Origin of the sequence: Methylacidimicrobium sp. B4, from assembly GCF_017310545.1 — a bacterium.
Taxonomy (GTDB): domain Bacteria; phylum Verrucomicrobiota; class Verrucomicrobiia; order Methylacidiphilales; family Methylacidiphilaceae; genus Methylacidimicrobium.
The window spans coordinates 991,250-1,012,925 of record NZ_CP066203.1 but is presented as its reverse complement, the minus strand read 5'-3'; the positions used below and the strand labels follow the sequence as shown (position 1 = coordinate 1,012,925).

Here is a 21,676-nt window from a genome sequence, read left to right as displayed (position 1 = left end):
TCGTGCGCGGGACTCCTTTGGTTGTCGTTGCGCGGTGGGGGCCATCCCCATCCCCGAGGCGCCGGATGAGGCGGCGGACGGATCGAGGGAAGGACCGGCAGCGCTGCGATCTTGCCTTTGGCCGGCGTTGCTGATTGTGTCTCACGAGGACAAACAAGATCGATCCCCCGGGACGTTCGTCTCGAGACCGTCCAGCGTACAAAGGAGGTAGTGCATGGATCAGCCAGGTGATTCGGGACATTTTGTTCGCACAGCCGTAGCCTACGGAGCGGATCTTGAGGAAGCATTGGCCAAGCTGCGGAGCCAGGGAATCCGCAATCCGACGCTGACGATCCTCTTCGCCTCGAGCTCTCTTGACCAGGAGCGGATTGCCCGGGAGGTTCGGAGCGGCCTGGGAGGGCAGTCGTGGGGGTTTTCGTGCGCTGGTCATTTCAATGGGGAGCAGGGGGATCTCTCGACGGAGGGGATTCTCCTTCTGGCCATCGAGCAGCGGGGAGATCTGCTGGCTCCCTGCGTCGTCATGGGCAAGCTCGACGGCGCGGAGGAAGAGAGGGCGGCGGAATTGACACGGCAGGCCTTCGACGGAGTCCTCTTCAGCCCGGAGCTTCTCTACGTCGCCTTTACGGGCAAGAGCGCTTCCGGAATGCTCCGCGCCAATCCCTTCACTCTCCTGGTGGGCCATTCGAGCGTCGGCACCGAGGAGGCCGTCTTGCGAGGGATCTCTCGTGCCGTGGGACGAGGAGCTCGCGTCGTGGGAGGAACCGCGGCGGACCGGCTTTACCTGGATCGGGTTACCGAGACCTTTGCCCATGGGAATGGAGAGAGCCACAAAGGGGCTCTCTCTCTTTTGGGGATCGCCACGACCCTCAAGAACGGGGTCGGGATGGCCAACGCCTTCCGGCCGGTAGGGGCCAAAGGCGCCTTCGTGACCGAGAGCGAGGGGAGGGTGGTGAAGACACTCGACCATCGCCCGGCGGCCGACGTCTATGCGGAGTTAGTCGGCGCCTCCGGTTGGCGGGAGGCGCAGGAGCGGTTCAACAGCCATCCGATGGGGATCATCGAGGTCACCGCGAACTACTGGCAGGTGCGCAGTCCGGCGGCGATCCGGGAAGACGGTTCGATCGTCTTCTTTTCCGCGATCCCGGTGGGGAGCGGCCTGACCCTTCTGGAGGCGGACGCACAGAGCCGCGTCGAGTCGGTCCGGGTTGCGGTCCGACGGGCGCTGGCCGATGCCGGCAACCCGAGACGCGTGGCGGCGGTCGTCGCCTTTAACTGCATTCTTTGCCATCAGCAGGCGCTCCGCCTGGGTTCCGGCGCGGCCGAGGTTCGGGTCATTCGCGAGGAGCTGGGCGAGCATGTGGCGGTGGTCGGCGCGTCGACCTACGGAGAGACCGGCACGACGGTCGCGGGAACGGTCGGCCATCACAACCAGACGATCACCCTATGGCTCTTGGCCGACGAGGCAATCACTCAGTAGCCCACCTGCGGCCTCCTGCCGGGCGATCGCCGGATGGCGCGGCGAGCTGACGATAGAGCGCCAGCGTCCGCTCGGCGAGGATCTCGGAGGAGAAGCGCTTGGCCACCTCTTCGTGGAGCGCCCACCGTTGCGAAAGGGTGAGGGGCGGCTCCCGGGCCAGCTCCTCCATGGCCGAGGCGAGGGCTTGGGGCGTCGAGCGATCCAGGAGCCTGCCTGCCCTCTCGGAGACGAAGGCTTCGGGGACCCCGTCAATCGCTCCGGCGATGACCGGCTTTCCGCAGGCCAAGGCCTCGAGGATCGCCAGTCCCAGCGCCTCGGTCCCGATCCCAGGCCGTACCAAGCAGTCGATCGAATTCAGGAACTCCGGCATCCGGTGGCAATGGGAGAGGAAAAGGGCCTTGCCTTCGAGCCCCAGGGCGCGTGCCTTTTCGGCCAGGTAGTCCTGCATGTTGCCGCTGCCCAGGAGCAGGAATCGAGCGTGTGGTAGGGCGGCATGAGCGAGGGCCGCGGCTTCCAGGAAGATCTCCTGCCCTTTGCCATGCGGAAAGGAGCACCCACCAACCAGGCCGAATATGCGATGCTCGGGCCCAAAGCCCCAGGAACTCCGCTCGCGGGCCTCTTCGGTTGGTCGAAAGCGCTCCACCTCGATTCCCGGAAGGATCGTGTGGATCTTGGCACCATTTCCTGAGATCGGCGGACGGGAGCGCCGCTCCCCATCGGTCGATTCCGGCTCATAATCGCCTTCTGTCAGCACGTGGTAGACGAATTGCGACACCGCGATCATGCCATCCGAGGCATTCAAGAGAAATCTTCGGCTCGGCCAGGAGCTCGGGCTCTTGGCCATATGACGAGTCAGCAGGGCGGCGGCTCCACTGCCGGCCAAGCGTACCGCGAGGATGGTGGGCCAGTAGTCTCGGCCGTGATGTGCGTGGACGATCGAGAAGCCGCCTATCCGGATCCATCGCGCGAGCGAGAGCACGAGGCTCACCTTGTTTTGCGGGATCGGAAGGAGCCGGATGCCTCGCCGTTCGACCTCGGGAGCCAAGCTCCCCGAGGGGGGGGCCGCCAAGGCGACCGGGCATCCCAACCGTTGCAGCCCGGCGGCCAGAAGAATCGCCTGCACGTCCGTACCGCCGCCGCTGAGCAGGGAATCGACTTGGAGGATGGAGGGAGGTTCAGTCACGAGGCAGCCCCATGCGATCTGGCCTTCCCGCCAAGTGCCAGAGGAGAAGAGCCCAGCGCACGCCCATCCTCTCCCGGAAGCGCGGGCGGGTTCCCCGAAAGGGGAAGATCAGGATGTCCCCAGCCAATTCCATGGCGAGACGGAGGGGCAGGACGAGGCGCAGGCAAGCTTGGTGCGACCGCGGGGCATGGAGCGAAAAGTAGCGATAACGGGATCGCCAGTATTCGATTCGGGCGGCCGCAGGGGATGCGGCGGCACTTCGCCCTTGGCCGTGCCAGACGTGAACGTCGGGGAGGTGGTAGGCCGCAAAGCCGGCCAGCCGCGCCCGATAGCAGAAGTCCGTCTCCTCCAGGAAGAAAAAAAAGCCCTCGTCCATGCCGCGCAGTCGCTGCCAGAGAGCGGCGCGCGTGAGGAAGAAGGCTCCGATGACCGAATCGACCGCGGTGGGATGGGTGGCGGGACGTTCTTTCCCGGGATAGCGGTGGGGAAAGAGGCGTCGGAGGAGAGCCTTGTTGCCGAGTTCGGTCCAGAGGCTGGGAAAGTTCGCGATCGAATTTTGCGGGCTCCCGTCCTCGTTCCGCAATCGGGCTCCGGCGATGCCGCATTCGGGATGCGTTTCCATCCACTGCACGGCGCGTTCGAGCGCATCCGATTCGAGACGTGCGTCGCTGTTGAGGAGCAGGAGATACTTTCCGCGACTCCGCTCGGCCGCTCGGTCGACGGCTGCGGCGAAGCCGAGGTTGCGGGGAAAACGGAGATAGACGAGCTTCGGGAAGGCGGGAGGAATCCCCTCGGCCGTGCCGTCCGTCGAACCGTTGTCGACGAGAATCGTCTCCAACGGAAAGGAGACCTCGCTCGCTTCCACGGAGCGGATCGCCTCGCGGACAAGGTCGCGGGTATTCCGCGTGACGATGATGACCGAGACCAGAGGTTCCCCTTTTCTCGTCTCCCCCGCACCCTCGGTGGGCGAGATCGCCTTCGGAGCCGCGTAGCCCCCGTTTCCTGCCTCCTTCACGCAAGAATCTTGGCAAAACGCAGCGGAGGTTTGCGATCCAGAACCTACTTCATCTAGAGTATTCGAGGATATGGCCCTCTCTCCCGCTCTTCCCCCGGCGGATGCGCTGCCCCCCTACACCAATCTCTGGGCCTACCGGAAGCGTTTTGCCGAGGCGGCACCGATCCTGATGTATCACAAGATCGGCTCGCCCCCGCATGGGGCGCGCTTTCGAGGTCTCTACCTTCCGACCTGGCTCCTGGCGAGACAGCTGTGTGAATGGAAGGCAAACGGCTGGACATCCATGGGTCTGGCGGAATTTGCCTGCCCCAGCAGTCCCATTCGGAAACGGGTCTGCCTCACCTTCGACGACGGCTATGCCAGCCTGCACCAAGAGGCCTTTCCGCTCCTGGGCGAGCAGGGTTTCCGCGCGATCGTCTTTTTGGTGGCGGAGCGGATTGGCAGCTCCAATGAGTGGGATCTGGCGATTGGGGAAAAGCCCGCGGCGCTGATGGACGAGGTGCAGATACGGGAGTGGATGCAAGCCGGGCATGAAATCGGCGGGCACACCTTGACCCATGCGTCGCTCACCCGGCTGACGCTTTCGGAGGCGCGACGAGAGATCGTGGACGGGAAGAAGAAGCTCGAAGATCTCTTCGGGCGGTCCATCGAGCACTTTTCTTATCCCTACGGGGATTGGAACCCGCAGATTCGGGATCTCGTTGCTGAGGCGGGTTATCGGACGGCCTGCACCGTCGAGCGGGGGATCAACGGGGTGGGGGCCGATCCCTTCCTTCTTCGGCGGATCACGGCATGCCGCCCCCCGCGTACGCTGCGGACCCTCTTTGGGCTCATGCCGGGATGAAAGGGCTGCCGGAGGAGAGGAGCAAACCGAGCGGATGAGGAAGCTGCCGATCTCCGTGACGATGATCGCCTGCAACGAGGCGCGCAACCTTCCGCGCAGCCTGGGAAGCGTCGCTGGCTGGGTGGAAGAGATCGTCGTCGTCGTCAACGATTGCACCGACCCGACACCAGAGATTGCCCGCGAGTTCGGAGCCCGCGTTGAGGAGCGCGCCTGGACCTGCCGCCGCGACCAGAAGAATGTGGCGCTCTCCCTGGCTACGCGGCCCTGGGTCCTGGGGCTCGATGCGGACGAGGAAGTTTCGCTCGAGATGCGAAAGGCGGTTGAAGAGTTCTTTTCCGGCGAGGAAGGAAAGTTCGACGGCGCATCCTTTCGCCGTAAGACATGGTTCCTCAACCGATGGATTACGCACGGAGATTGGTATCCCGACTATAACCTGCGCCTCTTTCGCCGGGATCGCGGCCGATGGGGGGGGAATCGGGAGCACGACAAGCTGATTCTTGACGGTCGGGTGAGGAAGATGCGGGTGGATCTGCTCCACTATTCGTTCCCCACCGTGGAAGACAACGTGCGGAAAATCCCGGCGTTTGCGGCGGCATTTGCCGACGAACGGCAGGGAAGAGGCATAGGCTTTCGCTGGTCGGACCTCTTCTTCCGACCTCTCTGGCGCTTTTTGCGGGGCTATTTCTTCCGGCTGGGCTTTCTGGACGGATTTCCGGGTCTCTACATCGCCACGGTTACTGCACTGGCGACTTTCGTTCGGTACGCCAAGCTTTACGAGCGCCAGTTCGGCAAGCAGCCTCCGCCCATTGGAGCGGAAGGCGCGCCCCAGGTTGTCGCTCGCGGATAGAGACTTCCGCGGCCGATTCCTGCTTGCCGGCGTTCGTCCCCGATTCCGCCGCCCGGCGAGCAAAACTCCGGTGAGTGTACCGGGTTGCTCGGATGCATCCCCCCGGATCTTGCCTGAGGGAAAGGAGAGGAGACCACCAGAATAGCCCGCGCAACCACTGGCGGCTACCCTGATGCAGCGATAGCGGGCCTTTGGTCCGGCGGCGGGCCCTTGGGCGGCCCCGGAGTCGGCGCGAGGAAGCTGGAGGAAGTGGAGGAGGAAGAGGGATGGACGGCCATATGACGGAAAATCCGGTGCATCCGGGGCAGCATGGGCACGAAGCGGCTCTGCCCTGGTGGAGACAGTGGGTCTTCTCGACCGATCACAAGGTGATCGGCATCCAGTACATGATCACCTCCCTCCTGATGGGGCTCTTCGGTTTTGTCCTCATGATCTTCATGCGCTGGCAGCTCTCCTACCCCGGGAAGCCCGTTCCCCTCTTCGCGCAGCTGCTGCAGCAGCTCGTGGGGGTCAACATGGCGCCGGGCGGGGTGATGACTCCGCAGTTGTACAACTCCTTTGGAGCGATCCACGGAACCATTATGATCTTCATGGCTCTGGTGCCTGCGCTCTTCGCCGGGTTCGGAAACTACATCGTCCCGCTCAAGCTCGGGGCTCCCGACATGGCCTTCCCTCGGCTCAATATGGCGAGCTTCTGGTGCTTCTTCGTGGGTGTCGTCATCATGGTGGCGAGCTTCTTCGTTCCCGGAGGAGCGGCGAAGTCGGGATGGACCTCTTACCCCCCGCTCGCCAATCTGGCCGACTCCGGTCCCGGCTTTCACCCGGTGCTCAACGGGCAAACGCTCTGGCTGCTCGGAATGGCCTTCAACATCACCGGCTCTCTGCTGGGGACCGTCAACATGATCACGACGATCTTCCAGCTCCGCGCCCCGGGGCTCTCCTGGATGCGGCTCCCGATCTTCGTCTGGTCCGAGCTCGTGACGGCCTTTCTCATGCTCTTGGCCTTCCCACCGCTCGAGTCCGCCGCCGTCATGCAGCTCATGGACCGGCTTGCCGGAACGAGCTTCTTCTCTCCCGACGGATTGATCGTCGGAGGCCAGCGGGTGGCCGTCAGCGGAGGTGGCGCGCCCCTTCTCTGGCAGCATCTCTTCTGGTTTCTCGGCCATCCCGAGGTCTACGTCCAGATCCTTCCGACCATGGGGATCATTGCGGAAATCTGGACGAACAACACGCGTCGACCTCTCTGGAGCTACCGCATGATCGTCTACTCCGAAATCGCCATCGGATTCCTCGGGATGGTCGTCTGGGCTCACCACATGTACATGACCGGCATGGGCCAGGGGGTGACGACCTTCTTCCAGATCTTCACGACGCTCATCTCGATTCCCTCCGTGCTCATTGGGACCGTATTTCTTCTCTCACTGTGGGGAGCATCGATCCGCATCAACCTGCCGATGCTCTTCGCCTTGTCCTGGTTGCCACTCTTCGCCATTGGCGGCCTGACCGGGCTTCCGAACGGCTGGAGCTCGTCGGATCTGGTCCTTCACGATACCTACTACGTCGTCGGGCATTTCCATTACATGATGGCGCCGACCTCGCTCATGGCGCTTTTCTCCGGGATCTACTACTGGTATCCGAAGGTGACGGGTCGCATGATGAATGAATTCCTCGGGAAGCTTCATTTCTGGCCGACGCTTCTTTTCTTCAACGGCGTCTTCTTCCCCATGCTCATTCAGGGCATGAACGGCGTTCACCGGCGATGGTACGATGGCGGAGCGGGATGGCAGTACGCGCAGAACGTCCTCTGGCTCAACCACGTGATGTCGATCTCCGCGTGGCTGCTCGCGCTTGCGCAAATTCCCTTCATCATCAACTTCTTTTGGAGTGCCAAACATGGAGAGAAGGCGAAGTCGGAGAATCCGTGGCAGGCCACGACCCTCGAATGGGCGACTCCGACCCCGCCTCTCGCGCATGGGAACTTTCCGGTCGCTCCTTCCGTCTATCGTGGGCCCTACGAGTATAGCGTACCCGGGGCGCAGAGGGATTTTCTCCCTCAGTGGGAGCCGGGAGCCGAGGAGAAGGTACGGAGCGAACCGGCGCACGTTTAGTCAAGGAGTGATGCGCTCGACCGGGTAGCGCTTCGAGGCGCCGCCGGGAAAGGGTGGCCGGCCAATGGCACCCGGAGGGGCGCGAAGCGGCCGCGGGCCTGGAGGAGCGGCCGCGCGGAGGTGGTCGCAGGTTGCGCGATGGGCGAGAGCGAATCCGGAGGCGAAAGGAAGAAGGGCTGACTATGCTGCTTGCTCACCACCCGATCGTCGCTTGCTGTGGAGATCGACCCGAGCATGCCGCGCTGGCCGCGACGCTCTTCCTGCTCCTTCTCGGGATGGCTGCGATGGGGAGCTTTGCATGGGCCGGGTATCGTCTGCTGAAGCGCGAGAAGGGGCCGCCTCCGGCCTATGCGGAGTTTCTCGATCATGACGTCGTCGAAGAGGTCGATGCGGAATTCGATGGAGGCGGGCGATAGGCCGTCCGCTGGAACCTGAGCGTTACTGCGGCTGTTGGGGAACGTAGCCCTGGTCGGAAGCCGGTGGCGGAGTATCCGCCGGCTGAGCGGAAGAAGGCTGCTCCACGGCAGGGGCGGGGGCGGCCGTATCGGGCGCCCGCGGGAGCGGGGCCGGCGGATTCTGCATGTCGAGAATCCTCAGGCGGACCGATTCGCTTTCCTGGTGAAAGGCCCTTCGCTGCTCGATGAGACGGGTGACGATGCGGGTGAGGAGATCGATCTTCTGATCGCGGGAGGCTCCGTGCAATTCGGAGATCAGCCGCTCCAGCTCGTCGTCCTGTTCGCGGACCATCTTTCGCAGGTGCTCTTGCATCTGCTGAATCTGCCGCTGCTGTGCGGGAGTAGGGTGGCGGGGACCGCCGGCAGGGGGAGCGATCGGCTGTGCAACCCCCAAGGGCAGAAGGGAAGCAATGACCGGGAGCGCAAGCGTCACGAGCGCGAGGCGAATGCGGGGAAGAAGAGGCGATCGAATCGAATCGACGGAGGAGTGTCGCTTATGCGAAAGCGTCATGGGGAAAAGGGCTGGGTGGGATCACGACGGAAAGGCGGCGGGTACCCAGCCGCATTCTAGAAGTCGCAGCGGGATCCCCTCCGGAGCATGGCGAGGTTGCGAGATCCGGCCCGATCTCCTTCCTTCTCCGCGGGCGGCAGACAACCGTCCGGCACCGCGGAGCGGTGGAGGTCAAAGTTACTTCCCGGCGTCTGCTTGATGCATCATCTTCTGGTGCATCCCTTCCATCTCGGAATGCATCTCCCTTCGCTGTTCCACGAGCTTGTTGATCACGGCGCAGGCCCGGTCGAGCTTCTTCTCGGGCGGGGCCTGGTTCATCGCGTCGGTCAGTCGACGCAGCTCGGCGTCCTGTCGCTCCATGAGGCGCCGCATCCTCTCATGATTTTCCCGAGCTTGGCGGTGCCACCGGGGATGAACGGACTGAGGGGACGGGCTCTCTTGCGTGGAGTTCTGGCCCGCCACTGCCTCGGAGGAGCTCGAAGCGTCCTGTGCATGAAGCGGGAGAGACAGAAAGAGCGCCAGGGCGCTCGCCGACAGGGCCTTCGCCCCAAGGGACCATTGGAGTTTCATAGTTGTGGGTTCCGGAAAACGGATGCGGGCGAATCGTAGAGGAAGCGGAACGTTTGAGGAAGTCTTTTTTGAATCCCGGAAGGCGATGGGTCGAGCGGCTTGTGCTTGCGCCCGATCTCGCGCCGGGGGGGGCGGCCACTCAACTCCCGGCGGCAGCCTTCTGACGGAGCTCCTCCACCTTATCCAGGAAGGGCTTGGGCCCCCCAGGCATGTACCCCAAGGACGCGACTTCCTGCCCTTCGGCATCGAGCAGGACGATCGTGGGGAAACCTTCGATGTGATAGCGGTCCGCCAATTCCTTGTTCTGCCGTTTCAACGCTTCCGATTGCGGTTTGCGTTGGGGGAAGTCAATCTCGAGCAGGACCAAGCGTTCCTTGGCGTACTGCTGAAAGTCCGGGGTGGAAAAAACTTCCTTGTCCAATTTCTGGCACCAGGGGCACCAGTCCGAGCCAGTAAAGTTGACCAGAATCAGCTTCTTCTGGGCTTTGGCTTCCTTGAGGGCTGCGGGGAAATCCGTCAGCCAGTGCGAAGACTCGGCGAAAGCGGGGGCCGAGAAGAGCAGGGGAAGAATCCAAGCAACGAGAAGGGCCAATCGCCCACTGGGAAGCCGCCGGGCGGCGCGTACGAGATCCATGGGCCCGAGGATACAGTCCGGCTGGATCTTTGGCAAATTCGCCGGTGGTGCGCCTGCATCGGCCCAGGGGAAGAGTCGCGGGCGGATTTTCCTCTTGGCTCCCGTAGGAAAGGGCTCCATTTTTCATGTGCGTGACCACTGCCAAAGAGACGGACAAGCCGGTGAAAGAGGAGCAAGAACCCGCCCATCGGCGGTCCATTCTCGTCGTCGATGACGAACCGGACGTGCACTATTCCTTCCAGAGGTTGCTGGAGGATCTGCCGATCCAGGTTCGAGCCGCCCCATCGGGAGAGGCGGCGATCGAGATGCTCCGGAAGGAGCCGCCGGAAGTCGTCATCATGGATATCCGGATGGGCGGCAAGAACGGCCTGGAGACGCTCCGGGAGATGAAACGCCTGGCGCCGAAGGCGATCGTCCTGATGATGACCGCCTACGGGACCTCCCATACGGCCATCGAAGCCATGAAGCTCGGGGCGTACGATTATATCCTCAAGCCCTTCGACATACCCGAGCTCCGCCACCTGATCGAGCGTTCCCTCGAGGCGGCCCGTCTCGCCCAGGAAGAAGGCCAGGCGGCGGCCATGGTTGCGGATCGTCAGGGGCTCTCACTCGTCGGGGACAGCGCGGCGATGCAGAAGGTCTACAAGCTGGTGGGACAGGTGGCGAAGACCAACGCGACCGTGCTGATCACCGGGGAGAGCGGCACCGGGAAGGAATTGATCGCTCGGGCCATCTATCAGCATAGCATGCGATCGAACAAGCCGTTCATTGCGATCAACTGCGCGGCCATTCCCGAAAATCTGTTGGAGAGCGAGCTCTTCGGGCACGAACGGGGATCCTTTACCGGAGCGATGGCGCAGCGCATCGGCAAGTTTGAGCAGGGCGACGGAGGCACCATTTTCCTGGATGAGATCGGCGAGATGCCGCTGGCGACCCAGAGCAAGATCTTGCGGGTGCTTCAGGAGGGCGAGGTCTCCCGGCTGGGGAGCAACGAGTCGATCCGGACCGATGTGCGCGTGATCGCCGCGACGAACAAGGATCTGGCAACGGCGGTACAGCGCCGGGAATTTCGGGCCGACCTCTTTTATCGCCTCAACGTGGTTCGAGTCTCCCTGCCTCCGCTGCGCGAACGTGCCGAAGACATTCCCGCTCTCGCCGCTCATTTTCTTCAGAAGCATCGGCGCTACCTGCCTCAAGCGGCGACACGGATTGCGCCTGACGCGATGCGGGCGTTGCAGGCCTACCCATGGCCGGGAAACATCCGGGAGCTCGAAAACGTCGTTCAACGCGCCATGGTTCTGGCGGCGAGCACCACGATCGAGGTGAGCAACCTCCCGGAAGAAATTCAGGAGGAACTCTCCGCGGCGCCCGGAGGGCGGCTCTCCGTGGAAGAACGCGTGCTGGACCAGGCGGTGCAACTCCTCACCGAGCTCGTCTGGCAGAATGGCACCACCGAGGTCGTCCCGAAGCTTCTGGAGCGCCTGGTCGAACGGATCGCAAGCCGACAGGGCGGCGATGAGAGAGGGGCCGCCGAGATGCTCGGCCTGCGCGTAACCGACTTGCGACGCCTCGGCGTGACCGAAGCTCCTCGCGATTGACCGCCGGCGCTCTTTGCGCCTGGGAAGAATCCGCTTCAGCCTTGGCAGTCGGGGCACCTTCCGTAAAGGATGATTTCGTGATCGAGGACTTGAAACTTGGGCGGGGCGAGTTCGGCCAGCTTTGAGGAGCAGTCCGGAACCTCGAAGACCCGGCGGCAGTCGTTGCAGAAGAAATGGTGGTGGTGCCCGCGGGTTGCGGTTTCGTACCTGGGAGGCTCGCCGGGAATCTCCACAACGACGATCTTCTTTTCTTTCCGGAGCGAACGGAGGGCTCGATAGACGGTGGCAACACCGAGGCGAGGCACCGCCTTGGATGCCCGGGCAAGAATTTCGGGGGGGGTCAGCGGGGTCTCCGCGCCTTCCAGCACGGCGGCAATCGCGAGCTTCTGTTGCGTGATCCGTTCCATGCGGGCTCTTCTGTCTTCTCAGGACGGTGTCCAGCGCACCGGGATGGCTTCTTTGCGCTGCGTCTGTTCGTTGAAGTAGTAGATTTCTCCGTGGCGCGCGCCGTGCTCATGGAGCAAGCGGGTGACCTTTACGTCATAACAGCAGTACTCGGCGATCTGGAGGAGCTTGCCCTCCTTCCACCAGCGGAGAGCCTGCACTCCCTCTGCCGTCTTCCCGATGCCGAGAGTCGCCCGCGCGAGGCTCTCCAAGCTCATGCGCCTCCCGGTTTGTGCCTCCACGTCGCGCAGGAGATCCAACGTGGGCAGATCCTGTAGATCGAATATGGTGTAGGCTTCGAGCACGGGGAAATCAAAACCGAGGACGTTGAATCCGACCACTAAGTCTGCGCTCCGGAGCTCTTGAAGGAGGGCTTCGACGTCTTGCTCCGCATAGATCTGGTAACCCTGCCGGGCCGTGCCGTAGGTCACACCGAGAGACATGCGCATCGCGCCCTTATTGCGCCATCCGCCGACTTCGTTCGCTCCCTTCTGCGTCTCGAGATCAAAGTAAACGAGGTTGATCATGGCTTGGTCCGCCGTATCGGGCGGCGGCCTCCGGCGTTGCCCTCTTGCGCGAATCCATTCTTCGAGACGTCGGGAGATGGTAGAAGGCCGCCCGTTCCCGGGCAACGAAGGTCAGGGCATGTCGCCCCGCGTCGAAACCGGCACGAACGGGCCCCGCGAGTCGCGTCGAGCATGAAGCGCTTATGGGAGCGGGGAGCTACCGCTGGCCGGGAAAGAGCGCCGGCGCGAACATCGGGGAGGATTGCGCGGCTGCCCTTCGCTCCTCATTCAGGATCGCGCGCAACAGGATCGCTTGCTCCCCATATTTCATCCACGGGCCGGGGGGAACTTCCTCCTCCGAGACGAAGCGCCAATCTGTGAGGTCCAGGCCGTGCAAGCCGAGGTAATCCCTGAGCGCAGGAGAGACGTCGAGGCCCGCGCCATTGTACATCTGGGGTCGATCCGGTCCGAAGACATAGGACGGGAAATCGGAGCGGAGCGGCCCGACGTCTTCCCACTGACCGTAGGCGACCTTGCCTTTGTGTCGGATTTGCACCCAGTGGCCCTTGCATTGTGAGACGTAGCGACCGCCTCGGGAGGGCTCGTGATACCAGGGCACCCATCGTCGAGCCAGATCGGGATAGGCAACGTCATTGAACGGCAGGGCCACGTAGAACGGATTGAGCGTCACCGCGAAGCGGCGGGGAAGGTAGCCGACGCGGCGACTGGGATCGTCGAGTCCTCCGTAGTTGCGAGTCCAATGGACGTCCCATGCGCTGGCGACATTCGTTGCCGCGCTGATGGGCGTCCTCCCCTGCCCGATCCAAAACACGGTCGTCACGATGCTCTTGTGCCATGGGAGGGAACCCTTTTCCGAGGCGGCCCCGACTCGGTGGGTCGGGAGAAGCACCAGGGCGAGAAGGGGCAAGGCTCCAAGGGGCGCCCGTATGCGGCTGGTGAGCAGCTGGCCCGATTTCATCATCAATAAGTTCAGTTTCTGCTAGCCTCTTACGCTCCCGCTGTCAAATCCATTTCCCCTCTTTTTGCGGGATGGCGCGGGCGGCAGCGATTTGGCTTGGCAGGACGCTGGTTCATCGCGTAGCGTGGCAATTTCGCACGGAATGCAGGAGGGAGAAGGGTCCAGGAAAGGCGCGGGAAGCGGCTCGGTCGTGCCCGCTCGGGAAGGGCTCGCAAAAAGACGCGGAAAGCCGGGATGAAACGGATCCGCATCGCAAAGCAAGGATAGGAGATGGTGGACGTAAAGGCATTGATCGAGGCCGGGGTGCACTTCGGTCATCGGACCGACAAGTGGCATCCTCGGATGCGGCGGTATCTCGCCGGTTCGCGGGGTGGCATCCATTGGATCGATCCGGAGCAGACGAGGCAACAGTTGGAGAACGCGGCGCGCTTCCTGGAGAAGGTGTCGGAAGAGGGCGGCAAGGTGCTTTTCGTGGGCTGCAAGAGGCAGGCGGAGCCGATGGTCAGGGAGTGCGCGGAGGGCAGTGAATCCTTCTATGTCAGTCATCGCTGGCTGGGGGGAACGCTTACGAACCTCGTTACGATCCGCAAATCGGTCGAGCGGATGCGGTGGATCGATCATCTTGAAGAGAAGGGCCTGATGGATCGGATGCCCAAGAAGGAGGTTGCCGTTCTTCGCCGGGAGAACGCCAAGCTGCACCGGCATCTGTGGGGCATCCGGGGGATGGAAAGAATACCCGAGGTGTTGATCGTGGTGGATGTCGTGCGCGAAGCGATTGCCGTCTCGGAAGCCAGGAAGCTGCGCATTCCGATCGTGGCGATCGTCGATACGAATGCCGACCCGGAGGGGATCGATTTTCCGATTCCGGCCAATGACGACTCGATCCGTTCGATCCGGCTGATCCTCCGGGAGCTCAACCAATCCGTGATCGAGGGGAAGATGCGGCTCGGATGGAAACCCGCCGTCGCCGCGGAAACGGCGACCGCTGGCGAGGAAGCGGCTTCTCCGGATTCGCTGGCGGATGTCGCTTCGGTGTAGGGGCTTCTGCGGGGTACGGCGCCTCGATGTCGATAGCCGAAAACAGTGACGGGAACATGAAAGAACCGATCGGGGTCGAGCTCATCAAGGAGCTTCGGGAGAAAACCGGGGCTGGAATCATGGACTGCAAGCGAGCGATCGAGCAGTCCGGCGGGGCGCTGGAGGAGGCGGAGAAGTGGCTGTGGAAGCAGGGGATTGCCAAGGCCCAGAAGAAGTCTGCCCGGGAGACTCCCGAAGGGGTAATCGCCTCCTACATTCACGTCGGAGACAAGGTGGGGGTTCTGGTGGAGGTCAACTGCGAAACCGATTTCGTCGCGCGGAACTCGGCCTTTCGGGATCTGGTCAAGGATATCACCCTCCAGATTGCTGCGGCGAATCCCCAATATGTAAGCCGGGATCAGGTGCCCGCGGCGGAAGTCGAGCGGGTGCGCGAAGAGATTGCTGCTGATAATGTCGGGAAGCCGCCGGCGATCCTGGAAAAGATCGTTGCGGGAAGGTTGGAGAAGTTTTTTGCGACGAACTGCCTCCTGGAGCAGACCTTCATCAAGGATCAGAACGCGACGGTGCGCGAGGTATTGGCAGCAAAGATCGGCCAGATCGGGGAGAACATCGTCGTCCGACGCTTCGTCCGCTATCAACTGGGCGAGCCTTTGGCCTGATCGCGAAGAGCGGCGAAGGGGGGGCTTCCCCGAAAGATGATTTCATTCCGGCCAGAAGGAGCGGAAGCGAGCTCTCCTGAGCCCCCAAGGGGCGGGCATGACCTGGGAGGCTGCTTGGGAGGCCCGTCCAGAGCGCGGACGGACGATAGGGATGTTTAGCAAGATCCTCATCGCGAATCGGGGAGAGATTGCGGTCCGGGTCATTCGGGCGTGTCGCGAGCTTGGGGTACGGACCCTGGTCGTCTACTCCGACGCGGATCGGGACTCCTTGGCCGTGCGGTTGGCAGATGAAGCGATCTGCATCGGAACGGGGCCGGCCGTTTCGAGCTACCTCCGTGTGGACCGCATCATCAGCGCGGCGGAGATCGGAGATGTGGATGCCATCCACCCCGGATATGGCTTTCTTGCGGAAAACGCCAGCTTTGCCGAGATCTGTGCGAGCTGCAACATCCGGTTTATCGGACCGGCGGCCTCCACGATCGCCAAGGTGGGGGACAAGGTGCAGGCGCGTTTCCATGCGAGGAAGATCGGGGTTCCTGTTCCTGCTGGGAGCGAAGGGGTCGTCGAGAGCGAGCAGGAGGCACTGAAGGCGGCGCGGCGGATCGGGTTCCCGATCGTGCTGAAGGCCGTGGCTGGCGGGGGTGGAAAGGGCATGCGGGTCGCCCACAATGATGTCAGCCTGGTCCAGGGGTTTCATGCCGCACGCGTCGAGGCGGAAAAGGCTTTTGGGGATGGGAGCCTCTATGTGGAGAAGCTGATCGAGGATCCGCACCACGTGGAGATTCAAGTAGTCGGGGATCAGCGAGGACGGGTCATCCATCTGGGCGAGCGCGACTGCTCGATTCAGCGCAAGAATCAAAAACTTCTGGAGGAGTCTCCCTCTCCCATCCTCGATGCTGGATTGCGGAAGAAGATGGGCCGGGCTGCGGTTCGGCTGGCGGAATCCATTCGCTACGAAAACGTCGGGACCGTCGAGTTTCTCGTCGACGGGGCCGGCAATTTCTATTTCATCGAGATGAACGCTCGGATTCAGGTCGAGCATCCCGTGACGGAGCAGGCCTATGGGATCGACCTGGTGAAAGAGCAGATCAAGATCGCGGCGGGCTATCCCCTGGATAAGAGTTGGGAGTCGCGGGAGCCCCTCCAGCATGCGATCGAGATGCGCATCAACGCGGAAGATGTCTGGCAGGATTTTCGTCCCTCTCCGGGGAAGGTCGAGGCTCTTCAATTTCCCGGCGGCCCTGGCATTCGCATCGACTCCCACCTGGTTCTCGGTTCGACGATCCCTCCCTATTACGATTCGATGCTCGCCAAGATCATCGCATCCGGCCAGACGCGGGAAGATGCCCTGGCGCGCTTGGGACGAGCTTTGGATGAGCTTGTGCTCGAGGGGATCAAGACGACCGTCCCTGTCGGGAAGGCGATTCTTCAGGATCCCGACTTCCGCAGAGGCCAGTATTCCACCACCTTCCTGCCCCGGCTGCTGGCTTCCAAGGGGGCGCAGAAGGTCGCGCGCCCATGAGCGGCGAGGAGCGGCGATGGCTTCGGAAGCTGCGCCTGCGCCAGTCTCGTCTCTACGGGATCGTCGACCTGGGAGTGTTGGGGGCGAACGACCCGGTCCATGCGGCCGAGCGGATGGTGGCCGGCGGGGTCGACGTCCTCCAGCTGCGAGCGAAGGGCCATGAGCCGGAATCCCTGGAAGAGCTGGCCCGGTCATTACGGCGAGTGGCCGACTCGGGCCACGTCCTTCTCCTGATCAACGACTGGCCTCTGCTCGCTTGTCGGTGCGACGCGGACGGCGTCCATCTAGGGCAAGCGGATCTCTCGACCGCGGAGGCGAGGACGATTCTGGCCGATGGGCAGTTGATCGGAAGGTCAACCCACTCGCTCGATCAGGCATTGGCTGCGGAGCGGGAGGGTGCGGACTACATTGCGGTCGGACCCATCTTCGCCACTCCGACGAAGCCCGAGGCCGAGCCGGTCGGTCTGTCCCTGATTGGGGAGGTGCGGAAACGCTTGAGCAAGCCGTTCTTCTGCATCGGAGGAATCCGGAAGGAGAACCTGCCCGAGGTATTGGACGCCGGAGCGGATCGGGTCGTGATGGTTTCGGCCATTCTCCATGCCGCCGATATCGAGGCGTACTGCCGCGAGGTCGCGGCCCTGCTCGGTCCGAAGGGGCTGCTGGCGGGCGGTCCGGCTACGCAGGGACCGCGAGCAGAACGCTCGAGGGAGTGAAAGCGGCACAGGCTCGGCTGCCAACCTGGAGATCGAGCTCCTTCGCCGACTCGTTGGTGACGATCGCAACCACGGACAGCCCGTCTTCGATCCGGATCACCACCTCGGTGTTGACCGCACCCGGTTGGAGGGCCGCCACCGATCCGCAAAAGCGGTTTCGCGTGCTCAGGCGAACCGGGGGTGCTTCGGTAAGCAAGATCACCTGGGAAGCTTTGACCAATGCTTGAACCGGTGAGCCGATCGCAAGACCCAGCTCGGAGAGGCTTGCGAAGGCGATGTGGGAGATGAGCGAGGCCTCTTTGCCGATCGCAATCTCCAGCTCAGCGAGAATGGGACCTTTCTTGATGACGACGATCTTTCCTGTGAAACAGTTGCGCGCGCTAGTCTGCATGATGACGAGACCCTAGGAAGTCTTACCCGGAAAAGGAAGGAAAAATCGGGCTCCCCGCAAATTCGGTCAGGACAGCAACCTTGCCCCGACCGCCGTCCGGCTTCAGGATCGGGCGCATGCATGCCATCGTCATCAGAACGTACGGAGGCCCGGAGGTCCTGTCGTGGGAAGAGCGGGAAGACCCGCGTCCGGGAGCGGGTGAGCTTCTCCTCTCCGTGGGGGCAGCGGGGGTCAATCCGATCGATGTCTCCCTTCGATCGGGTGGATACCCCACCGCGGCTCTGCCGCTCATCCCGGGGTTCGACGGGGCAGGCGTGGTCGAGGACGTCGGAGAGGGAGCCTGCCGGTTCCGTCCGGGGGACCGCGTCTACTTTTCGTTGCGAGGGAAAACGGGCTCCTACGCCGAGAAAGTGGTCTGCCCCTGCGAAGAGGCGGAGCTTCTTCCGGAAGCGCTCGATTTCGCTCGCGGAGCCGCCGTTGGAATTCCCGCTGGAACCGCCTATCGAGCGCTTTTTCTGCGTGCTCAGGCGGAGGCAGGAGAGGTGGTCCTGGTCCACGGAGCGAGCGGAAGCGTGGGCCTGGCGGCCGTCCAGCTCGCTCGCGCGGCCGGACTGGTCGTCATCGGGACCGCAGGCGGGGAAGAGGGGAGGCGACTCATTACCCGGGAAGGCGCGCATCACTCCTTGGATCATCGATCCCCCGAGCATTTTCGCCAGATCTTGGAGATCACCAAGGGAAAGGGTGTCGACATCGTGCTCGAGATGCTGGCGAACGCCAACCTGGGAAAGGACTGCGACGTCACCGCTCCGGGAGGGAAGGTCGTCGTCATCGGGTCGCGAGGGCTCGTTGAGATCGATCCGCGCGGGTTGATCGCCCGGGATCTTTCCGTCCTGGGGATGTCGCTCTTCTGCGCTTCCGCCGGAGAACGGCGCATTGTCGCATCCGGAGTGGCCGCACGTCTGGAGAAAGGGCTCCTGCGGCCCGTCATTCGAGCCGTGCTGCCCATGACTGCGGCAGCGCAGGCGCAGAGACTTGTGATGGAGCCGGGAGCCTCCGGAAAGATCGTCCTGGTGCCTCCGGCTCCCCCGACGTAAGCGTACCGGCCGAAGAGCAGTCAGGCGGGTTCCGGGAGGCGCTCCAAGGCCGCGATTCGCTCTTCCAGCGGAGGATGGCTGGCCAACAGGGAGAGAAAGCCGCCCGGTTTTCCGTTGATCTTGAGGGAGCTGAGGCTCGCCGAGCGCTCATCGATCACCGGTCCGCCCTCGGTGAGGGCCTGGAGCCCGCGAAGCGCCGAAAGCATGGCCTCTCGGCCGGCGATTCGAGCACTCCCTGCGTCTGCCCGGAACTCCCGCTGCCGCGAATACCAGGCGACGATGAAGGAGGCGAGCAGTCCTAATACGATCTCGGAGAGGAACATGCCGATGTAGAATCCCATTCCGACGCCTCGGCGCTCCTCCTCGCCGCGGCTAAGGAAGCTGTCAATCGCTACGCCGATGATGCGGGAAAGAAAGACCACGAAGGTATTCACCACGCCTTGGAGCAGGGTCATGGTGACCATGTCCCCGTTTGAGATGTGCGTGATCTCGTGACCGAGAACGCCTTCGATCTGGTGGCGATCCATCTGGGAGAGAAGGCCCGTGCTCACCGCAACGAGCGCGTTGGAGCGGGAAGGTCCCGTAGCGAACGCGTTGACCTCCGGGCTCTGGTAGATGCCAACTTCCGGCATGGCGATCCGGGCGCGGGCCGCAAGCTCCCGCACGGTATGGACCAGCCATTCTTCTCCGTCGGTCTGTGGAGCATCGATGACCTGGATGTTGTAGGTCATCTTGGCCATCCATTTCGAGATGGCGAGCGAGAGGAAGCTTCCTGTGAAGCCGACGACCAAGGAGAAGACGAGAAGAAGCGGATAATTGATGCCGGCTGCGGTGAGCCAGCGATCGAGGTGCAATACCGAGATGACGGCCGTCAGCAGTACCAGGACTGCGACGTTGGTGACCGTCAATAGCAAGATGCGCTTGATCATGGGCAATAGTATAATCGGGGTCGGCGGAAACGCAAGGCGGGCTAGGCCTCGTGAGGCTCGGCCACGGGATGGCCGGCCAGGGAGCTGGCGATATCCTTGCGGAAGTGCATTCCAGGGAAGGACACCGCGTCTACCTCTTGGTACGCGTGCAATCTAGCCTCGGAGAGGCGATCGCCCCACCCGACGGCGGTGAACACCCGCCCGCCGGCCGTTCGGAGAAGCCCTTGGTTCCGCTTGGTGGCGCCGTGAAAGAGAACGCCCTGCCTTCCCGACGCCGAGGACGGGGAGTCAGAAAGGGTAATCCGGTCGCCCTGCCGAGGGTTGTCGGGATACCCGGAGGACGCGATCACCACACCCACGACCGAGCGCGGATGTCGGACCAGACGAAGCCCGCTCAGCTCGTCGCGGCAAACCGCTTGGGCGATTTCGCTGAGAGGCGTTCTCAGGGACGGAAGGAGCACCTGCGCCTCGGGGTCCCCGAAGCGGACATTGATCTCCAGGAGGAAAGGGCCCTTCTCGGTCACCATGAGCCCCGCGTAAAGGACTCCGCGGTATTCGAGCTTCTCCTCGATGCAGGCGGCATGCAGTCGGGAAAAGATCGATTCCTCGATCTGCCGGACGAGGGAGGGGGAGAGCAAAGGGCTCGGCAAAAACGCGCCCATACCGCCCGTATTGGGCCCGGAATCCCCATCGTTGATCCGCTTGTAGTCGTGGGCGAAACCCAGGATCGTGTATTGCCGGGTATCAAAAAGAGCGAAAGCGGAGAGCTCGACTCCTTCCAGGAAGGCCTCGACCAGGATGCGGTGCCCGGCCGATCCGTAAAGGCGACGCTCCATCAGGGAAGTAATGGCATCCCGGGCTTGCGCAAAGTCCGTTGCGATGAACACCCCCTTGCCGGAAGCGAGGCCGTCCGCCTTGATGACCTGGGGAAAGGGGAAGCGGCGGCTGAAGGCGAGCGCTTGGCGGGGATCGTCAAAGGAATGCGCCTCCGCGGTCGGGATGCCGAAGCGCCGTGCGAGCTCCTTCGTCCACACTTTGCTCCCTTCCAGTCGTGCCGCACGACGAGTCGGACCGAAGACCGGAAGGCCGTGCCGGCCGAATGTGTCGGCGATGCCGGCGCAGAGGGGGGCTTCGGGTCCGACGATGGTCAAGTCCGGCCGTAGCTCTTGGGCTTGGTGAGCGAGAGAGTCGATGTCATCGGCGGCGATCGGCAGGTTGTCGGCGAGCAGCGCCGTGCCGGCATTACCGGGTGCGGCGTAGATGCGTTCCACCGCCGGGTCCTGACGGAGCGCCCAGCAGAGGGCATGCTCGCGCGAACCGCCTCCGACGACCAGCACCTTCATGGCGTGCCTCGAAAGGCATAGATCATCGGAGTGGGAGGGATCTCCGACGCGCTGAGGGAAAACTCTGCACCGTCGATCCACCGGATATTGGGGCGACTGTCCACATAGCCTTCCAGCGACCGCAATTCCAGGTCGCCGCTAAGCTCAGTCCGATACGCGATCGGGACGATGATCCGTGCGGAAAGATCGCTCGCAATCTTATCGAGTTCGGAGATCATCAGGCTGTCTCGACCGACCGGGAGGAAGAGAACGTCTACCTTTCCGAATTCGGCCAGCAGTTCCGGACTGAGAGGATGCCCCAAGTCCCCGAGGTGGGCAAAGCGGATTCCGTCGAGCTCGAAGACGAAGGCGGTATTGTGCCCGTGAATCGCTCCTTGGGATTTGTCACGGAAGGTAAGGATGCCTCGGAAGAGAAGACCGCGGGCGTTATTCGTGCCGAGGGCCGCGACGCTGCGAAAGATCTGGGGAGAACCCTGAATGCGTTCACCCGCCGATCGATCGTTTGCTTCATTGCTGATCAGGACGACGTCGGCCTGGAGCGATCCCGGGAAATGGTAGTGAACCGTTTCGTCCCCGAAGGGATCGACCGCAATCCGAATTCCGGTGGAGGCGATCAGATAGATGAAGGCGTGACCATACCAGCGGACCAGCACGCTCGGAGCCGCAGCGTGGGCCAACGGAGAGGGAAGCACGAAGAGAGCTTGGACGACGAGAAGGTACAGAGCCCGACGGCCCCATCCTGCCTGGAGACAGACTCCCCTGCGGACGGAGAGATTGCCGCTCTCTCCCAGCCGTTCTTTCAACCGCATAGTTCGC

At 63.0% G+C, this 21,676-nt stretch carries 23 protein-coding genes; 11 read left to right on the top strand and 12 right to left on the bottom strand.

The features are described from left to right. Positions 1 to 214 precede the first annotated feature (214 nt). A complete protein-coding gene (locus MacB4_RS04925; RefSeq protein WP_206864730.1) occupies positions 215 to 1,477 on the top strand; it encodes an FIST signal transduction protein in 1,263 nt (420 codons plus the stop codon). On the opposite strand, the gene MacB4_RS04920 is transcribed toward MacB4_RS04925, so the two are convergent. Continuing rightward, positions 1,467 to 2,660, bottom strand: a complete 1,194-nt coding sequence (locus MacB4_RS04920) for a glycosyltransferase family 4 protein (protein ID WP_206864729.1) — start codon at positions 2,658 to 2,660, stop codon at positions 1,467 to 1,469. The two genes, MacB4_RS04925 and MacB4_RS04920, sit on opposite strands and share 11 nt — an antisense overlap. Beyond that, the gene (locus MacB4_RS04915) at positions 2,653 to 3,675 is read right to left on the bottom strand and encodes a glycosyltransferase family 2 protein (protein WP_242529340.1); all 1,023 of its coding nucleotides are present in this window, start codon (positions 3,673 to 3,675) and stop codon (positions 2,653 to 2,655) included. The genes MacB4_RS04920 and MacB4_RS04915 overlap by 8 nt, the downstream gene beginning before the upstream one ends. A 70-nt stretch (positions 3,676 to 3,745) precedes the next feature. Here MacB4_RS04915 and MacB4_RS04910 point away from each other — a divergent pair, with 70 nt between their 5' ends. The 4 genes from MacB4_RS04910 (at position 3,746) to MacB4_RS04895 (ending at position 7,890) form a co-directional block, all read left to right on the top strand. Further along, entirely contained in the window at positions 3,746 to 4,519 is a 774-nt protein-coding gene (locus MacB4_RS04910) for a polysaccharide deacetylase family protein (protein ID WP_206864728.1), read from the top strand. A gap of 34 nt (positions 4,520 to 4,553) precedes the next feature. Further along, a complete protein-coding gene (locus tag MacB4_RS04905; RefSeq protein ID WP_206864727.1) occupies positions 4,554 to 5,366 on the top strand; it encodes a glycosyltransferase family 2 protein in 813 nt (270 codons plus the stop codon). Positions 5,367 to 5,632: 266 nt separating this feature from the next. Beyond that, complete coding sequence (locus tag MacB4_RS04900) at positions 5,633 to 7,474, top strand: cbb3-type cytochrome c oxidase subunit I (RefSeq protein WP_206864726.1); 1,842 nt, start codon at positions 5,633 to 5,635, stop codon at positions 7,472 to 7,474. A gap of 182 nt (positions 7,475 to 7,656) precedes the next feature. Then, positions 7,657 to 7,890: a hypothetical protein gene (locus tag MacB4_RS04895; RefSeq protein WP_206864725.1), complete on the top strand. Its 234-nt coding sequence runs from the start codon at positions 7,657 to 7,659 to the stop codon at positions 7,888 to 7,890. A 22-nt stretch (positions 7,891 to 7,912) separates the two neighbouring features. Here the strand turns inward: MacB4_RS04895 and MacB4_RS04890 are convergent, their stop codons facing one another. The 3 genes from MacB4_RS04890 to MacB4_RS04880 all read right to left on the bottom strand — a co-directional run bounded on the left by MacB4_RS04890 (position 7,913) and on the right by MacB4_RS04880 (position 9,644). Beyond that, positions 7,913 to 8,440: a hypothetical protein gene (locus MacB4_RS04890; RefSeq protein ID WP_206864724.1), complete on the bottom strand. Its 528-nt coding sequence runs from the start codon at positions 8,438 to 8,440 to the stop codon at positions 7,913 to 7,915. A gap of 177 nt (positions 8,441 to 8,617) precedes the next feature. Continuing rightward, positions 8,618 to 8,800, bottom strand: a complete 183-nt coding sequence (locus tag MacB4_RS04885) for a hypothetical protein (RefSeq protein WP_206864723.1) — start codon at positions 8,798 to 8,800, stop codon at positions 8,618 to 8,620. 349 nt (positions 8,801 to 9,149) lie between these two features. Then, positions 9,150 to 9,644, bottom strand: a complete 495-nt coding sequence (locus MacB4_RS04880; RefSeq protein ID WP_206864722.1) for a thioredoxin family protein — start codon at positions 9,642 to 9,644, stop codon at positions 9,150 to 9,152. A 131-nt stretch (positions 9,645 to 9,775) separates the two neighbouring features. Between MacB4_RS04880 and MacB4_RS04875 the strand changes: the two genes are divergently transcribed. Then, a complete protein-coding gene (locus MacB4_RS04875) occupies positions 9,776 to 11,242 on the top strand; it encodes a sigma-54-dependent transcriptional regulator (protein WP_370569407.1) in 1,467 nt (488 codons plus the stop codon). Positions 11,243 to 11,277: 35 nt separating this feature from the next. Here the strand turns inward: MacB4_RS04875 and MacB4_RS04870 are convergent, their stop codons facing one another. The 3 genes from MacB4_RS04870 to MacB4_RS04860 all read right to left on the bottom strand — a co-directional run bounded on the left by MacB4_RS04870 (position 11,278) and on the right by MacB4_RS04860 (position 13,174). Beyond that, positions 11,278 to 11,649, bottom strand: a complete 372-nt coding sequence (locus tag MacB4_RS04870) for a Fur family transcriptional regulator (RefSeq protein ID WP_206864720.1) — start codon at positions 11,647 to 11,649, stop codon at positions 11,278 to 11,280. A gap of 18 nt (positions 11,650 to 11,667) precedes the next feature. Then, a complete protein-coding gene (locus tag MacB4_RS04865; RefSeq protein ID WP_206864719.1) occupies positions 11,668 to 12,213 on the bottom strand; it encodes a ribonuclease H-like domain-containing protein in 546 nt (181 codons plus the stop codon). Positions 12,214 to 12,409: 196 nt separating this feature from the next. After that, complete coding sequence (locus MacB4_RS04860) at positions 12,410 to 13,174, bottom strand: hypothetical protein (protein WP_206864718.1); 765 nt, start codon at positions 13,172 to 13,174, stop codon at positions 12,410 to 12,412. A 267-nt stretch (positions 13,175 to 13,441) separates the two neighbouring features. Between MacB4_RS04860 and rpsB the strand changes: the two genes are divergently transcribed. From rpsB to thiE, 4 genes are all read left to right on the top strand, one after another. After that, on the top strand, positions 13,442 to 14,209 hold the full coding sequence (gene rpsB, locus MacB4_RS04855; RefSeq protein WP_206864717.1) for a 30S ribosomal protein S2: 768 nt from the start codon (positions 13,442 to 13,444) through the stop codon (positions 14,207 to 14,209). Positions 14,210 to 14,265: 56 nt separating this feature from the next. After that, the gene (tsf, locus tag MacB4_RS04850) at positions 14,266 to 14,868 is read left to right on the top strand and encodes a translation elongation factor Ts (RefSeq protein ID WP_206864716.1); all 603 of its coding nucleotides are present in this window, start codon (positions 14,266 to 14,268) and stop codon (positions 14,866 to 14,868) included. 151 nt (positions 14,869 to 15,019) lie between these two features. Then, entirely contained in the window at positions 15,020 to 16,390 is a 1,371-nt protein-coding gene (accC, locus tag MacB4_RS04845; protein WP_206864946.1) for an acetyl-CoA carboxylase biotin carboxylase subunit, read from the top strand. Beyond that, complete coding sequence (gene thiE / locus MacB4_RS04840; RefSeq protein ID WP_206864715.1) at positions 16,387 to 17,103, top strand: thiamine phosphate synthase; 717 nt, start codon at positions 16,387 to 16,389, stop codon at positions 17,101 to 17,103. The genes accC and thiE overlap by 4 nt, the downstream gene beginning before the upstream one ends. Here the strand turns inward: thiE and MacB4_RS04835 are convergent. After that, complete coding sequence (locus tag MacB4_RS04835) at positions 17,066 to 17,494, bottom strand: molybdopterin-binding protein (RefSeq protein WP_206864714.1); 429 nt, start codon at positions 17,492 to 17,494, stop codon at positions 17,066 to 17,068. The genes thiE and MacB4_RS04835 overlap by 38 nt on opposite strands. A gap of 116 nt (positions 17,495 to 17,610) precedes the next feature. Here MacB4_RS04835 and MacB4_RS04830 point away from each other — a divergent pair, with 116 nt between their 5' ends. Next, entirely contained in the window at positions 17,611 to 18,588 is a 978-nt protein-coding gene (locus MacB4_RS04830; protein WP_206864713.1) for an NADPH:quinone reductase, read from the top strand. A gap of 20 nt (positions 18,589 to 18,608) precedes the next feature. Here MacB4_RS04830 and htpX read toward each other — a convergent pair whose 3' ends face one another. From htpX to MacB4_RS04815, 3 genes are read right to left on the bottom strand one after another with little or no spacing between them, the layout of a single operon-like run. Next, positions 18,609 to 19,517 (bottom strand): protease HtpX, encoded by a 909-nt coding sequence (gene htpX, locus MacB4_RS04825; RefSeq protein ID WP_206864712.1) that lies wholly within the window; start codon positions 19,515 to 19,517, stop codon positions 18,609 to 18,611. A 41-nt stretch (positions 19,518 to 19,558) separates the two neighbouring features. Then, positions 19,559 to 20,860, bottom strand: coding sequence for a phosphoribosylamine--glycine ligase (gene purD, locus MacB4_RS04820; protein ID WP_206864711.1), 1,302 nt, complete (start codon positions 20,858 to 20,860; stop codon positions 19,559 to 19,561). Beyond that, on the bottom strand, positions 20,857 to 21,669 hold the full coding sequence (locus tag MacB4_RS04815; RefSeq protein ID WP_206864710.1) for an MBL fold metallo-hydrolase: 813 nt from the start codon (positions 21,667 to 21,669) through the stop codon (positions 20,857 to 20,859). The genes purD and MacB4_RS04815 overlap by 4 nt, the downstream gene beginning before the upstream one ends. Positions 21,670 to 21,676 lie beyond the last annotated feature (7 nt).